The sequence below is a fragment of the Microbacterium sp. Nx66 genome, from assembly GCF_904066215.1.
Taxonomy (GTDB): Bacteria; Actinomycetota; Actinomycetes; order Actinomycetales; family Microbacteriaceae; genus Microbacterium; species Microbacterium meiriae.
The window spans coordinates 2809221-2824025 of the sequence record NZ_LR880474.1 but is presented as its reverse complement, the minus strand read 5'-3'; the positions used below and the strand labels follow the sequence as shown (position 1 = coordinate 2824025).

General features: G+C 70.9%; 15 protein-coding genes. 9 read left to right on the top strand and 6 right to left on the bottom strand.

What is annotated here, in order from left to right; all coding sequences use genetic code 11:
- Nucleotides 1-177 precede the first annotated feature (177 nt).
- A complete protein-coding gene (locus tag MICNX66_RS13635; protein WP_187662313.1) occupies nt 178-453 on the top strand; it encodes a hypothetical protein in 276 nt (91 codons plus the stop codon).
- Here the strand turns inward: MICNX66_RS13635 and MICNX66_RS13630 are convergent.
- The gene (locus MICNX66_RS13630) at nt 426-1106 is read right to left on the bottom strand and encodes an alpha/beta hydrolase (protein ID WP_187662312.1); all 681 of its coding nucleotides are present in this window, start codon (nt 1104-1106) and stop codon (nt 426-428) included. The genes MICNX66_RS13635 and MICNX66_RS13630 overlap by 28 nt on opposite strands.
- Before the next feature lie 66 nt (nt 1107-1172).
- Between MICNX66_RS13630 and MICNX66_RS13625 the strand changes: the two genes are divergently transcribed.
- On the top strand, nt 1173-1778 hold the full coding sequence (locus MICNX66_RS13625) for an NUDIX hydrolase family protein (RefSeq protein ID WP_187662311.1): 606 nt from the start codon (nt 1173-1175) through the stop codon (nt 1776-1778).
- A 222-nt stretch (nt 1779-2000) separates the two neighbouring features.
- Nucleotides 2001-3779: a sunset domain-containing protein gene (locus MICNX66_RS13620; protein ID WP_187662310.1), complete on the top strand. Its 1779-nt coding sequence runs from the start codon at nt 2001-2003 to the stop codon at nt 3777-3779.
- A gap of 90 nt (nt 3780-3869) precedes the next feature.
- Here MICNX66_RS13620 and MICNX66_RS13615 read toward each other — a convergent pair whose 3' ends face one another.
- Complete coding sequence (locus tag MICNX66_RS13615; protein WP_187662309.1) at nt 3870-4937, bottom strand: threonine aldolase family protein; 1068 nt, start codon at nt 4935-4937, stop codon at nt 3870-3872.
- Nucleotides 4938-4997: 60 nt separating this feature from the next.
- Between MICNX66_RS13615 and MICNX66_RS13610 the strand changes: the two genes are divergently transcribed.
- Complete coding sequence (locus MICNX66_RS13610) at nt 4998-6437, top strand: MFS transporter (protein WP_187662308.1); 1440 nt, start codon at nt 4998-5000, stop codon at nt 6435-6437.
- Between the two features lie 16 nt (nt 6438-6453).
- Here MICNX66_RS13610 and MICNX66_RS13605 read toward each other — a convergent pair whose 3' ends face one another.
- Nucleotides 6454-7113: an SDR family oxidoreductase gene (locus MICNX66_RS13605; protein ID WP_187662307.1), complete on the bottom strand. Its 660-nt coding sequence runs from the start codon at nt 7111-7113 to the stop codon at nt 6454-6456.
- Nucleotides 7114-7215: 102 nt separating this feature from the next.
- Nucleotides 7216-8667 carry a DUF6421 family protein gene (locus MICNX66_RS13600; protein WP_187662306.1) on the bottom strand — a complete coding sequence of 484 codons (1452 nt, stop codon included), beginning with the start codon at nt 8665-8667 and terminating at the stop codon, nt 7216-7218.
- Between the two features lie 72 nt (nt 8668-8739).
- Here MICNX66_RS13600 and MICNX66_RS13595 point away from each other — a divergent pair, with 72 nt between their 5' ends.
- The 3 genes from MICNX66_RS13595 (at nt 8740) to MICNX66_RS13585 (ending at nt 10556) form a co-directional block, all read left to right on the top strand.
- Complete coding sequence (locus MICNX66_RS13595) at nt 8740-9198, top strand: Lrp/AsnC family transcriptional regulator (RefSeq protein ID WP_187662305.1); 459 nt, start codon at nt 8740-8742, stop codon at nt 9196-9198.
- A 62-nt stretch (nt 9199-9260) separates the two neighbouring features.
- Complete coding sequence (locus tag MICNX66_RS13590; RefSeq protein WP_187662304.1) at nt 9261-9551, top strand: DUF4287 domain-containing protein; 291 nt, start codon at nt 9261-9263, stop codon at nt 9549-9551.
- A 36-nt stretch (nt 9552-9587) separates the two neighbouring features.
- A complete protein-coding gene (locus MICNX66_RS13585; protein ID WP_187662303.1) occupies nt 9588-10556 on the top strand; it encodes a 1,4-dihydroxy-2-naphthoate polyprenyltransferase in 969 nt (322 codons plus the stop codon).
- 309 nt (nt 10557-10865) lie between these two features.
- Here the strand turns inward: MICNX66_RS13585 and MICNX66_RS13580 are convergent, their stop codons facing one another.
- Both MICNX66_RS13580 and MICNX66_RS13575 read right to left on the bottom strand, forming a co-directional pair.
- Nucleotides 10866-11156 (bottom strand): DUF4229 domain-containing protein, encoded by a 291-nt coding sequence (locus MICNX66_RS13580; RefSeq protein WP_187662302.1) that lies wholly within the window; start codon nt 11154-11156, stop codon nt 10866-10868.
- Nucleotides 11157-11165: 9 nt separating this feature from the next.
- Nucleotides 11166-12092, bottom strand: coding sequence for a hypothetical protein (locus MICNX66_RS13575; protein WP_232089091.1), 927 nt, complete (start codon nt 12090-12092; stop codon nt 11166-11168).
- 368 nt (nt 12093-12460) lie between these two features.
- Here MICNX66_RS13575 and MICNX66_RS13570 point away from each other — a divergent pair, with 368 nt between their 5' ends.
- Both MICNX66_RS13570 and MICNX66_RS13565 read left to right on the top strand, forming a co-directional pair.
- A complete protein-coding gene (locus tag MICNX66_RS13570; protein WP_187662300.1) occupies nt 12461-13441 on the top strand; it encodes a glycosyltransferase family 2 protein in 981 nt (326 codons plus the stop codon).
- Nucleotides 13438-14802: a polysialyltransferase family glycosyltransferase gene (locus MICNX66_RS13565; protein WP_187662299.1), complete on the top strand. Its 1365-nt coding sequence runs from the start codon at nt 13438-13440 to the stop codon at nt 14800-14802. The genes MICNX66_RS13570 and MICNX66_RS13565 overlap by 4 nt, the downstream gene beginning before the upstream one ends.
- Nucleotides 14803-14805: the final 3 nt, after the last annotated feature.

Genomic DNA, 14805 nt, shown 5'->3' with positions numbered 1-14805 from the left:
GGTCAGCGCGCGAGAAGAGGGGCGCGGAGGCGACGATTCAGATCAAAGGACTTCCAGACACGGCGGACAGGACGCCACGACGATACCCGGGCGTGTCGCGTCGTGCAACTCCCGGGCGTGTCGCGGGTCCGTCGCGCGGGGGATACGGGGGTGCTTGCGGGCTTCTACCGTGGAGGCATGGCAGACGATCGGAACCCCAGCCCGGAGGAGATGCGCGCCAGGACCGGCCTCGGCATCGGTCTCGCGGTCGGCATGGCCATCGGTGTCTCCATGGGCGTCGCGTTGCAGAACTGGGCCCTCGGCCTCGTCTTCGGCGTCGCCATCGGCATCGCGCTGTCCGTGGCCTTCCGCGGATCGGGAGGCAGCACTGAGAAAGGGTCGGACGGCGCCGACGCCGTCGACGACCCGGACTCCGGCGACGACACTCAGGACGGCCGAGGCCCCTCCGCCTGATCCGCGTCGATCCCCGCGACCCAGGTCGTGAGGAAGCGGTGCACGTCGCCGAGCTCCTCCTCGGAGATGCTGTGGGTGAGGCCGCTGTAGACGCGGCCGGAGAGGGTCGTGTGCGCGGGGAGCCATTGCGCCGTGTGGGCGATCAGCGGTGCGGGGATGACGTCGTCGTGCGTGCCGCGGCCCCAGAACACCGGAGGGCTGACCTCCGCCAGATGCTCGTCCTGGGGAAGGGCGTCCGGGGCGGCGTACCCGCTCAGTGCGACGACCGCACCGAACCGCTCGGGCGCGAGCCGCAGGGCCTGGAGGGATACCGCGGCACCCTGGGAGAACCCGAGCAGCGCCACCGACGGCGCGTCCGCCGCGGCCTCGTCGAGCCAGCGTAGGAACGCCTCGGCCGCGAGGGTGACGGCGGCGGAGCTGCGTCCGTCGAGCCCCTCGATCGGGTACCAGGAGCGACCGGGGGTCGGCCACGGCGGGGCGAGCGGAGCAGCGACCGAGGCCACGGCGATGCCGGAGGGCAGATACGGGACGAGGCCGAAGAGGTCGTGCTCGTCGGCGCCGTACCCGTGCAGCAGGACGAGCAGCGGGAGCCCGGCGGGGTCAGGGGGCGACCAGCGCGTCGCGGCAGCGTCGATCGTCAGGTTCTCGGTCACACCGTCATCCTGCCAGGGCTCGCGCCGGTGCTCCCCATCGACGAGGACGGCTGGTAGAAAGGAGGCATGGCGGTGCGCACACCCGATCCGGAGCCGGAGCCCGAAGACGAGGGCCTCGGTTCGTTCCGCGACGCGAACCCGCCGAGCCCGGACGCGAACCCCGGCTGGCTGAGCGACGTCGAGCTGGAGGAGGCGCGGCGCCACCTTCCGATGCTCTACGTCGAGGCGATCCCCGTGCGCACGGACGGCTCCGGTCAGGTCACCGAGATCGGCGTGCTGCTGCGCTCCACCCCGCTCGGCGAGATCACGCGCACGATCGTGTCGGGCCGCGTGCGCTTCGGCGAGACGATCCGCGACGCGCTGTTCCGTCATGTCGAGAATGACCTCGGTCCCATGGCCTTCCCGATGCTGCCGCCGCAGCCGCTGCCGTTCACGGTGGCCGAGTACTTCCCGATCCCGGGGGTCAGCGCGTACCACGACGACCGTCAGCACGCCGTCTCCCTCGCCTTCGTGGTGCCTGTGACCGGCACGTGCGAGCCGCGTCAGGACGCGCTGGAGGTGACGTGGTTCTCCCCGGAGGCCGCCGCCTCCGATGCCGTAGCCGCCGAGATGGAGGGCGGCCGCGGCACCCTCATCCGGCACGCGCTCGCCAGCCTCGGTCTCCTCCGCTGACCCTCTTCGCGCCCTCCCCGCCGAGACCCCGGCTTCGCGTCGAGACCCCGGGCTTGACCCGTGCGGAACGCGGGGTTTCGACGGCGGCCCGGGGTCTCGGCGAAAGGGGCAGGAATCCGAGCTTGTCCTCGGAGCGCGGGAGCGGTATTCATGACGAAGGTGATCTGTTCAGAACGCCCTGATCCGCGCGGTCGTCGACCGCGTCCGTCCCGAAGGATGCTCATGGCGTTCGCCGCTCCTCTCCGCACCCTCCGCGCGCTGGCCGTCACGGTCGCCGCCGCGCTCCTCGCCTCCGGGCTCGTCTTCGTCGCGGCCCCCGCCGGCGCGGCGGTTGCGCCCGACCCGGCCTTCCCCGGGGTCGCCGAAGCGCTTCCCACGGCAGTGGAATCGGCCGCGGGGATCGCCGCCGCTCCCGGTGAGACGGATCCGGACGGCACCGCCGTCGTCTCCGGACAGGTCACGTTCCCTGACGGCACCGATCTGAGCGCGGGACGGACCTTCGTCGCGGCCTATGCACCCGGGGCGGATGCCGGTTCCCCGCTCGCGGCCGTCGGCGTGACAGACGGGTCGTACTCCCTGCGCGTCCCGCAGGGCGACGTCGTCCTCGGTGTGGTGTCGGAGGGACGCGCCGTCTTCGATCAGGGGGGCCCGCAGGTCGGCGAGGTCGTGTCCGTGGGGCCCGACGGGTTCGTGCGCGACGTGGTGCTCGAGCGCTCCGCCCTCGTCTCCGGGCGCGTCACCGCGCCGACCGGCGTGGACATCACCGGGCAGCGGGTCGTCGTCGCCGTCTACCCGGCGGCCGGAGCCGGAGCCGCGGTCGCCGCCGCCAACGTCGTGACGGACGCCGGTACGTTCGCCGTCGGAGGGCTGCCGGCGGGCGAGTATCGCGTCGCCTTCGTATCGTCGGTCGCGGGCGCGGTCTCGGAGTGGTGGCAGGACGCACCTCGATTCGAGAAGGCGCGGCCGCTCGTGCTGGCTGCAGGGGAGGCGCGGCCGGGGATCGATGCCGCACTCGAGGCGCTGCACCGCATGGAGACCTCGGTGCCCACGATCAGCGGTACGCCGGTCGTCGGACAGACCCTTCGAGCGCTTCCGGGGGCCTGGACCGCGGGTGCCGCGCTCAGCTACCAGTGGTACGCGAACGGAAAGGCGATCGCCAAGGCGACGGCCTCCTCCCTCGCGCTGACGACGGCGCACGCGGGGACGCGCATCACCGTCAGGGTGACCGGGAAGAAGGCCGCCTTCGCGTCGGCGACGGTCGCCTCGGCCGCGACGGCCGCCGTGCTCCGCCCGCTCGTCGCCCCGACACCGTCGATCACCGGCACGCCCACCGTCGGGCAGACCCTCAAGGTCAGGACCGGAACCTGGACGGCGGGAACACGGCTGACGTATCAGTGGTACATCAACGGTGCCGCTGTCGCACGAGCCACCGCGGCCTCGTTCACGCTTCCGTCGTCGGCGGCCGTGAAGACGGTGACCGTCGTCGTCTCCGGGACCAAAGCCGGATACGCCGCCGCATCACGGCGCTCGAAGCCGACGGCCGCGGTGAAGGGGATCCTGTCCGCACCGACGCCCCGGATCACCGGATCCGCGATCGTGGGCTCCCGCCTCACGGCCGTCCCGTACACCTGGACGAGCGGCACCCGGCTGAGCTACCAGTGGTACATGAACGGGCGGGCGATCTCCCGTGCGACCGGCTCGACACTCGTCGTCACCCCGGCGATGGTGAAGGCGAGGATCACGGTACGGGTCACCGGCACGAAGAGCGGCTACATCTCCGCCGCGCGCACATCGGCTCGGACGGCCGCCGTCGTCTATCCGGGGCGCACCACGCCGATCTCGACCTGGAACTGCCCCGCGTGGGCTCCCATCAAGGGCAACGCGCAGTCGATGATCTATCACGTGCGGAGCGGGGCGTACTACGCGAAGACGAAGCCGGAGGCGTGCTTCTCCACGGAGAGCGCCGCCGTCAAGGCCGGCTACCGCAAGTCGAAGCGCTAGGCGACCTTCTCCCGCCGAGACCCCGGTTTCGCGCCCACACCCCGGCGTAGACGCGCGAGCACCCCGGGGTCTCGACGCGAACCCGGGGTGTCAGGGGCGCGTGAGGCGGGCGAGGGCGTCGACGAAGGCGTCCACGTCGGACTCCTCGGTGTCGAAGCCGCACATCCAGCGCACCTCGCGGCGCGCGGCGTCCCAGTCGTAGAAGCGGAACACGTCGCGGAGCTGATCGGCGACGCCCTCCGGCAGAGTCGCGAACACGCCGTTCGCCTGCGTCGGCTGCGTGAACTCCACTCCGACGATCGACCCGTCGGCGAGACCGTCCTCGATCCGCCCGCGGAGCCGGGCCGCCATGGCGTTGGCGTGCCGGGCGTTGCGCAGCCACAGGTCGCCGTCGAGCAGGGCGATGAGCTGCGCCGAGACGAACCGCATCTTCGACGAGAGCTGCATGTTGAACTTGCGCGCGTAGTTGAGGCCGACGGCGGCCTCCGGGTTCAGCACGACGATGGCCTCGCCGAGCATCGCGCCGTTCTTCGTGCCGCCGAAGGTCAGCACGTCCACCCCGGCGTCGGTCGTGAACGCCCGCAGCGGGAGGTCGAGGGCGGCGGCCGCGTTCGACAGGCGCGCGCCGTCGACGTGGAGCTTCATGCCGCGCGCGTGGACGTGATCGGCGATCGTGCGGATCTCCTCCGCCGTGTACAGCGTGCCGAGCTCGGTGGACTGCGTGATCGAGACCACCAGCGGCTGCGCGCGGTGCTCGTCGCCCCAGCCCCAGGCCTCGCGGTCGATGAGGTCGGGGGTGAGCTTGCCGTCGTCGGTGGGGACGGTGAGGAGCTTGAAGCCGCCGATCTTCTCGGGCGCTCCGCCTTCGTCGACGTTGATGTGGGCGGTCGAGGCCGCGATCACGGCACCCCAGCGCGGCAGCATCGACTGCAGGCCGGTGACGTTCGCCCCGGTGCCGTTGAACACGGGGTACGCCGCAGCGGTGTCGCCGAAGTGCGCCTGGAACACCTCCTGTAGGCGGGCGGTGTAGGCGTCCTCGCCGTAGGCCACCTGGTGGCCCCCGTTCGCGGCCGCGAGGGCCGCCAGGACCTCGGGGTGGATGCCGGAGTAGTTGTCACTGGCGAAGCCCCGGATGGCGGGGTCGTGCGGGATGCTCACCGGACAAGCCTAATCGCCTTCCCCTACCGGATGTCGGAAGCCCGCTCTACCCTCGAACCCATGGAGCGCAGCGCGGCGAAGACCGCTTTCGCGAACGTCCTCGTCAACACGTTGATCGCCAACGTCACGACGAGCTTCCTGTGGTTCGCCCTCACGTTCTGGGTCTACATCGAGACCCGGTCCGTGCTGGCCACGGGCATCATCGGTGGTGCGTACATGCTGTTCGTCGCGTTCTTCGCGATGATGTTCGGCACCATCGTCGACCGGCACCGCAAGCACCGCGTCATGCTGCTGTCGAGCGTCATCTCCGCGGCGGCGTTCCTCGTCGCAGGCGTGCTCTACCTTTGGCAGCCCGAGGCCTCCCTGCTCGACCTCGGAGGACCGTGGTTCTGGCTCTTCTCCGGCGTCATCCTGTTCGGCGGGGTGATCGAGCAGCTCCGCAACATCGCGCTGTCCACGACGGTGACGCTGCTGGTGCCGGAGGAGAAACGGGCCAACGCCAACGGTCTCGTCGGCACCGTGCAGGGGATCGCGTTCCTCGTCACGAGCGTCTTCTCCGGCCTGTCGATCGGCTTCCTCGGCATGGGGTGGACGCTGGGAACCGCGATCGCGGCGATGGCCCTCACGTTCGCGCACCTGCTGTTCATCCGGATACCGGAGGCGGAGCCCGAGGTCGATCCGGAGGCGAAGAGCGCCGTCGACTTCCGCGGCAGCGTCCAGGCGATCCGCCAGGCGCCCGGACTGTTCGCGCTCATCGTCTTCTCGACCTTCAACAACCTCATCGGCGGCGTCTACATGGCGCTCATGGATCCGTACGGACTCACGCTGTTCGACGCGCAGATGTGGGGGTTCGCCCTGGCCTTCGCCTCGACAGGTTTCCTCATCGGCGGGGGACTGGTGGCCAAGTTCGGCCTCGGCAGGAAGCCCGTCCGCACGATGCTCCTCGTCGTGATCGCGATGGGGCTCCTCGGCGCGATCTTCATGCTGCGCGAGTGGTGGCCGCTGTACGTCCTCGGCATGTGGGTGTACATGGCGCTCGTGCCTCCCGTCGAGGCCGCGGAGCAGACCGTAATCCAGAAGGTCGTGCCGTTCGCGCGCCAGGGACGGGTGTTCGGTACTGCGGCCGCGATGGAAGCGGCGGCGGCTCCGATCACCGCCTTCCTCATCGCCCCGATCGCCGAGTTCCTCGTGATCCCGTACATGGACAGCGCGCAGGGGCAGCGGCAGTGGGGGTGGCTCCTCGGCGAAGGCGAGGCGCGGGGCATCGCACTGATCTGCCTCTTCGCGGGGCTGATCATGGTGGTCGCCGCGAGCCTGGCCTTCTTCACCCGGTCGTACCGCACCCTCACCGAGCTGTACGCCACCGCCCCGGATCCGGCACCGGAGGAGGCGCAGGCTCAGGATTCCGCCGTCGACGACGCGGAAGGGGCGAAGGACAGGCCGGACACGCATCGCGACGCCCCGCCGATCGTCCCCGGGATACCGCCCGAGTCCCGGTGACGGCGCGGACCGGGACTCAGCCCAGGTCGAGCACGCGGTCGTTGAGGTCGGCGGCGCTGGTGTCCCAGAGCCCGACGAGACGCGCGGCGAGGGCATCGGGATCGAGCGCCTTGGCGCGGAACACGACGGCAGCGGCGCGCAGCGGTTCGTCGGCTTCGCGGGCGATCTTGGCGTACCCCTGGGCGACGGCACGGGTCCAGGCCTCGCTCGCCGCCTTGACCGCTGCGTAGTTCGCTCCGCCGGCGAGGGGCCGTGCGACGGCGGTGGACGACACGATCGCGAACCGTCCGGCGGCCGAGGCGCGGAGACGGCCGTCGAAGGCCCGGCTCGTCGCCCGCACCGCTTCCAGCGCCGGGAGCAGCGCCGCGAAGTCCTCGTCGGTCTGCCCGGCGAGTCCGCCTCCACCTCGCCAGCCGCCCACGAGGGGCACGACCGCATCGACCGTCTCGAGCCGCCCGGCGAGCGCCGTCATGTCGGCGAGGGAGGTCGCGTCGGCGACCGCCGTCTCGGCGCCCGCCTCGGCCAGGGCGCGTAGTCGCTCGGACGTACGGCCGGTGGCGACCACCCGGGCGCCGGCATCGCGCAAGGCCCTCGTCGCCGCCAGTCCCGCTGCGCTCGTGGCCCCCGCCAGCACGACCACGCGGCCCTGCGCTTCCCGGCTCGTCGGCGTCGTCATGCGGTGTCCTCTCGGTCGGAGATGCCTCTGCGGCCGGACCCGGGATCCGGGTCTCCGGCCGCAGAGGTGGTGCGCCCCAGCGTCACAACGGAGCGGTGCGGATCAGTCGTCCGTGCCGCGGATGCCGACCGTCGACTCGATGACCGGCTTCATCTTCTTGTCGAGCGTCTCGAAGAACATCGACAGCGGGAACTCGTCGTCCAGGACCGCGTCCGTGTAGCCCTTCGGTGCCCCGGCGAGGATCTCGTCCGACAGTCCGCGGGCCCACTGCGACGCGGGGTGCGGCGTCAGCGTGCTGCGGACCAGCTCGTAGGCGGCGAGCCAGTGCGCGACCTTGGGGCGGTCGATCGAGTGCCAGTACAGGTCGTCGATCGCGTCACCGAGCGCCACGACGGCGTCCGGCACGTTCTCCCAGTCGAAGGCGAGCGCCGTGTCGGTCCAGTGCAGCACGCCGCGCTGGTGCAGCCACGCGAACAGGAGCTGGCCGCCCACCGCGTCGTAGTTGCGCACGCGCGTGCCGGTGATGGCGAAGCGGAAGATGCGGTCGAAGATCACGGCGTACTGCACGAGGTGCGCGTACTCGTGCATCTCCCGCTCGGTCTCCGTGAGCTCTTCGCCCGCGGCGACCCGGGCATCCAGCGCCCGCTCGATCTTCACCGACTCACGGAACGCCGTCATGTCGCAGCGCATCTCTTCCAGCGAGTAGAGGAAGAACGGCATCCGCTGCTTGATCATGAACGGGTCGAAGGGCAGGTCCCCGCGCATGTGGGTGCGGTCGTGGATGATGTCCCACATCACGAAGGTCTTCTCGGCGACCTCCTGGTCTTCCAGCATCGCCGCCGCGCGCTCGGGGAGGTCGAGGTTGGTGATCTCCGAGGCCGCACGGACCACGCGGCGGTAGCGGGCGGCCTCGCGGTCCTGGAAGATCGCGCCCCAGGTGAACGTCGGGATCTCGCGCATGGCGACGGTCTCCGGGAAGAGCACGGCGGAGTTCGTGTCGTAGCCGGGCGTGAAGTCCACGAGCCGAAGCGAGACGAAGAGCTTGTTGCCGTAATCGCCGGCCTCGAGCGCGGCGATGAACTCCGGCCAGATGGTCTCGACGATGAGCGCCTCGACCAGGCGGTCGCTCGAGCCGTTCTGGGTGTACATCGGGAAGACCACGAGGTGGCGGATGCCGTCGACGCGATGCTGCTGCGGCTGGAAGGCCACGAGCGAGTCGAGGAAGTCCGGCACGCCGAAGCCCTCGGCCGCCCAGCGCTCGAAGTCGGCGATGGAGGCGGAGAGGTACTCCGCGTCGTGGGGGAAGGCGGGGGCGAGGGCCCGGATCGCGGCGGTGATCTCCCCGACGAGCGCGGTCGCCTGGTCCAGGGTCGCCGAGCTTGTCGAAGCGCCAGGGATCGAGCCGTCCTTGATCTGCAGCTCGCGGATGGCGATCGCCGCCTGCTTGAGCTGCGCCCAGGCGGCGGAGTTCTCGACGATCGACGCATCTTCGACGACCTCGGGTTCGCCGACGATGGCCTGAACAGCGGAACTGTTGGCGGAAACGAGGGACATCGGAACCTCCGATCGCAGTGAAAAACGGAAAGATTCCGGTGATAACGGAATCCTGACGATAATCTTACAGCTATGGATGATTCTGTCGACCGTGCGATCCTGGCGACCATCTCCCGTGACGGGAGGGCGACGCTGTCCCAGCTCTCCGAGGCCGTCGGGCTGTCCGTGTCGGCGGTGCAGTCCCGGTTGCGGCGACTCGAGACCCGCGGCGTCATCACCGGCTACCGGGCGATCCTGGACCCGGAGCAGGCGGGGACTCCGCTGTCCGCCTTCATCGAGATCACGCCGCTCGATCCGGCCCAGCCCGACAACGCCCCCGAGCTCCTGGAGCACCTCGACGCGATCGAGGCGTGTCACTCCATCGCCGGGGACGCGAGCTACATGCTGTTCGTCCGCGTACCGACGCCGCGCGACCTGGAACAGCTCGTCCGCGATGTCCGGCTCGCGGCGAACGTGAGCACCCGCACGACCGTGGTCCTGCAGACCTACTACGAGCACCGGCCCATCATCCCGGTCGCGTCCGCCGAGTAGACCGGGCGACGTGGGATCATCATCCAGACGTTCCTCGACGGGGACGGAGAGTGGAGAGAACCATGTCCTTCCAGGCATACCTCGACAAGGTCGAGACCCAGACCGGCCTCACGCCGCGGCAGTTCATCGCCCTCGCCCACGAGCAGGGGTTCGACGAGAGCACGAAATCCACCGTCGTCCTCAACTGGCTCAAGCAGGAGTACGGCCTCGGTCACGGCCACGCGCAGGCCATGGTCCACGTCATCCTCAAGGGGCCGAAGATCAGCGACAAACACGTCGGCATGACCGGGGCGCACGCCGACAAGACCGACGAGCTCTGGCTCGACGGCAAGGACAGCAACCCGCACCGCTGAGCTCGCCGCCTCGCCGCGACGACTAGGATTCCGTGGGTGGCAGCATCCTCCCAGCGCAAGAAGAAGTCCGGTCGGCGCACCCCGCCGCGCACCAGCGGAAACCCGGCCAAACGGCCGGTCGTCGAAGCGGGTCCCGTGACGATCGGCGACTGGATCGGTGCGGCGCGTCTGCGCACGCTGCCCCTCGCGATCGCCCCCGTCGTCATCGGCACGGGGGCCGCACGTAGTACGGGTCCGGAGTTCCACTGGGTGATCGCGCTCGCGTGCCTCGCTGTGGCGGTCCTGCTGCAGATCGGCGTGAACTTCACCAATGACTACAGCGACGGCATCCGCGGCACCGACGCCCATCGGGTCGGCCCGGCGCGGCTCACGGCCTCCGGCCGCGTGAAGCCGCGCACGGTGCTCGTCATCGGCCTCGTCTTCTTCGCGCTCGCCGCCGTGGTCGGTGTGGCGATCGTCGTCCGCACCGGGCAGTGGTGGATGCTCGCGGTCGGCGCGGCCTGCATCGTCGCCGCCTGGTTCTACACCGGCGGGAAGCGGCCCTACGGGTACTACGGCCTCGGCGAGGTCTTCGTCTTCGTGTTCTTCGGGCTCGTGGCCACCCTCGGTACCACGTGGGTGCAGGTCTTCATGCTCCCGCAGCAGGCCTGGCTGGGAGCGATCGCCGCCGGACTGTTCGCCTGCGCGGTGCTGCTGGCCAACAACCTCCGCGACATCGATCAGGACCGCGAGGTCGGCAAGCGCACCCTGACGGTCCTCATCGGCCGCCGCGCCACGCAGGTCCTCTTCACGCTCTTCGTGCTCGTGCCGTTCGGCATCGCCGTGTTCCTCGCGCTGCTATTCCCGATCGCCTGGATCTCCCTGCTCGCGCTGCTGGCCGGGCTTCCCGCGATCGTGATCGTCTGGACCTACCGTCAACCGCGGGAACTGGTCATCGCCCTCGCGCTGACGTCGCTCACCTCGCTGCTCTACGCCGGCGCCCTGTTCTGGGCCTTCGCCGGCTGACTCCGCTCCCCGTCTCCCGTCGGGCACAACTTCGGAGCTCGCGACCGACACGCCGTCGTCCTGGTCCTCTCCCCGGCGCGTCTTGCGGTCGCTCCGAAGTCGTGCGCGGTGACCCCCGCACAGGGGCCGAGATGTCGGTCGAACCTATGGCTTAGCCGAGAGTTTTGAGACCGAGTCCAACAATGGAGACGCGGACAGGGCCGGTCACGACTTCGGAGACGGTGGACGACACGCCGCGTTGATGACCGCGCGGGCGGCGTGCCGCGGCGGATCTCCGAAGTTGTGCGCGGGTGCGCGAGGCGGAAAGCGTCAGGGGCGCTCGTCGGGGGAGCGGTCGACGAGCTCGTCTTCGGCGTCGGCGTCGGCCTGCCGTCCGGAGACCTTGCCCTGCCGGCGCTCGTGCAGGCGTGCGGAGGCGTCCGAGAGCGGGGTGCGCAGGAAGAGCATCGAGATGCTCGCGCCGATGAGGGCGGCGAAGATCGCGGCGAGCCACCAGAACTCGCGGAAGATCGGGAAGAAGAACCACAGGATGGCCAGCGGGACGAGGAACGCCAGCAGGCGCAGCACGGTGTAGACGAGGAGGGGGGCGGGCTTCTTCACCCCCTCAGTCTACGTTCGCGGTCCCGTGGCCCCGCCGGGAACCCGGAGCCCGAGGCTGACGAAGGGGATGCCCCGCACCACGCGCCGCCACGGATGCTCACCCAGCGTCCACAGCAGCTCGTCGTCGGGGTCGAGGGCCAGATCCTCGCAGCCGACGGGCAGAGCCATCGGGTGCCGGGTGAGTGCATCGTGGCGGCCGGACCACAGCACCCCGGGCCGGAGGTGATCGGACTGTGAGACGAGGTAGCGGTCACCCCACCGCACGGCCCCCTGCATGTGCCGGATGCCGGGGGTGAAGCGCTCGTGTTCGACGAAGCCGTCGTCGGGTCCGAGGGGGATGGTGAACTCGCCGACCTCTCCCGTCTCCTGACCCCGGTACTCGCCGATGAGCACGCGGGGGAGCGGCGTCCCGTCCTCGTCGAACACGCGACCGAGAAAGGAACACCGCAGCGTCACCGGGTGGCGACGGGTCCGCACGGCCACCACCGTCGTACGCCGATCGCGGCGGCTCGTGCCTCCTCGGATCCGCTGTGCCTCCGTGCCGTGCACCCGCCGGAGCGCACCGAGGTCGAACTCCCAGATGCCCTGCCTGGTGGCCGCCGCGAACAGGCGGTCGCCGAACCAGGCGAGTCCTCCCGCATGGATCGGTGCGGGCTGCAGGACGCCGTCGTCGTCGGCGACGGCCAGCACGATGTCGAGGCGGCGGGTGCGTTCGCGATCCACGAGGGTCACGCGCGAGGCGAGGTGGCGCCCCGACGGGTCCTGGCGGAACCAGCTCACCGCGAGAGCGCGTCGTCCGCGGCGCTCGCCGACGTCGATGCCCTGGGGGTACCAGCGCTGGGTCCACGACCGTGCCGTGAGCCAGCGCAGCTCGATGCCTCCGACGCGCTGGCGCCGCCACATCGGGCGCCATATCGTGCTCCAGGGCCACCGCATCCGTCCATCGTCGCCGATCCGGAGGCTCGGCGCGAATTTTCACGGATTGACCTAGGCCGATTCGCGCGATCGAACAGACGGTTGTATCGTGTTACGTGTTGAGTGCTGATCTTCATGGAGTCGCTCTCGACGACGCCTCGCGGTTCGCTGGTGGGGGCCAGTACCGCCGCGGGGTGGCCGTCGCCTCACGGTGACGGTTCACCGGGTGTTCGCATCCGGCAGTGCAACGCACTGGGGGTGTGGCTCGTTCGGGTGCGGGCCACACCTCAGCGTTCACCTCGCGCGTCACCGGACGTTCACCGCACGGTCGCTCTCCGGCCACCGTCGCCTGCCACGATGACGAGCCCATCGCCCACTCCGGGAGCTCCGTGCGCACGCCCCTCGTCACCGTCATCCTGCCTGCGAAGGACGCCGGCCCGTACATCGGCACCACCCTCGAGACGCTCACCCGGCAGTTCGACGATCCCGCCGCTCTGAAGCTCGTGGCCATCGACGACGGCTCCCGCGACGAGACCGGCGCGCTCATGGCGCACTATGCGGAGCGGTTCCCGCACGCCCAGGTGCTGCGGAACGCCGAGCCGCGCGGGCTGGCGTCGGCACGCAACCAGGGGCTCGCCCACGTCGAGGGCGAGGCGTTCTGCTTCGTCGACGGGGACGACTGGATGCAGCCGCAGCGCCTCGCGGTCCTCGCCGCGCGCCTGCGAGAGCTCCGGTGCGACTTCCTCCGGACGGATCATGTCACCGTCACCGGGATGCGGCGTGCGCTCGTCCGGGCTCCGTATCCGTGGAGGGAGCGGGTCCTACCACCCCGGGAGGCGATCCTTCCGGTCGATGAGCCGAGCATGGTGGACTACCCCTTCGCCTGGGCGGGACTCCTGCACCGCCGTGTGCTCGACCGGGGGCTCGCCGCGTTCCCCTCCGGCCTCTTCACGGCCGAGGACCGCCCTTGGATCTGGCGCCTGCATCTGGACGCGGCCTCGTTCGCCGTGGTGGACGCCCCGGCGCTGCTCTACCGCCGAGGCGTCGAGACGTCGCTCACGCAGGTGCACGACCGCCGCCAGCTCGACTTCGCCCCCGCGCTGGCGGAGGTGATCGAGCTCGTCCGGAAAGACCGCGATGCCGACCGCTTCCTCCCGAAGGCCGTCTGGACCGCGCTCGCCCTCAGCGCGCATCACCTGGTGCGCTCGCGGCGCATGGCGCCACCCGTGCGTCGCGAGATGCGGAGGCGGATCCGCGCACTGCTGCACGACCTCCCGGCGGCGGAGGTCGCCACGGTGCTCGCCCGGCTCGACGGTCCGCGACGTCGGGTGCTCGCGCGCAGCCTGCGCGGCGGAGGCCACGCGACATGACCCGCCTCTTCGCCCTGCACAGCGCCTACGGGCTCGCGACCGCGGCCGCCGCGATCGATGCGGGCCTGCTCGACGCGGGCTCCGGCGCGGGCGCTCACGCCCCGGAGCGGGTGCTCGTGCCGTTCACCTCGTCGCGGGTCCCGGAGACGGTCGTCGGCATCGACACGGATCCCGCGCTGCACTCCCTCCGCGGCCGGTTCCATCGTGTCGAGCCGTTGGCCGACGTGCTGGGACCCCTGCATCCGAGCGCCTGGGAACCCGCGGACGCCGACCTCCCCGTGCTGGGGCGACTCCTCGCGCGAGCGTGGCGGCTCGACCCGCGGGAGATCGAGCTGTTCGTGCAGAGCCCCCAGGTCGCACCGGCCCGTACTCTCCTCTCCGTGTTCCCCGAGGCGCGGGTGACCATCGTCGGCGACGGCCTCATGACCTACGCGCCGATGCGGGTACGGCTGCCGCACGCGGTCACGGCGCGGATCGAACGGGTCGTGTACGCCGACGTGGTGCCCGGCGTCCGTCCGCTGGTGGCCTCTCCGCACGCGGCGGCGGTCCCGGTGCCTCCGGAGCCCTTCGCGGCGGCGCTGCAGGAGACGGGAGAGTCGTCGGAAGGGTCGACCGCTGCAGGACCGGCGACCGTGCTCGTGCTGGGACAGTACCTCGCGGCCCTCGGTCTGATGACCGCGACGGAGGAGGTCGCGCTCCAGCAGCGTCTGGTGGACCGGGCGGCGGAAGAGCTCCCGGAGCGGATCGTCTTCAAGCCCCATCCCGCAGCACCGCCGCAGCTCGCCCACGCCGTGCGCGCTCATGCGGAGAGTCGCGGTCTGGCGTTCGTGGAGGACCGCGGTCGTCTGGCTGCCGAACTCCTGGCGGAGCGCCTCGACGCGCGCGCCGTCGTGGCGACCTTCTCGACGGCTCTGCCCACGGTCCGCACCCTGTTCGGGCGGAGGATCGGCGCCGCGGGCGCGACGGAGCTGCTCCGCACCCTGACCCCGGTGGAGAACAGCAACCGCATCCCCCTGACGATCGTCGATGCGCTCACACGGACGCTCTCCCCCTATGCCGATCCGGATCGGTTGCAGCTCCTCGTGGACGCGGTGGGCTACACGATGCAACCGGAGATCGCGGGGCACCTTCGAGCCAGGGCGGAGGAGCTGCTGGACGGCCTCGACCGCGAGGAGCGTCGGCGGTACTTCGCATCGGAGCGGCTGACCGCGCTCGCCCTCCCCGGGGGGTCGGCGCCGCGGGGCGTGCGCCGCCTGCTGGCTCCGCGCGGCGGGGTGGGACGGATAGAGGAATGGCGGCTGACCGCTGTCGGCGCCCGACGCCGCGTGGGCCGTGCCTGGCGGGAGATCCGCGGACGATGAGGA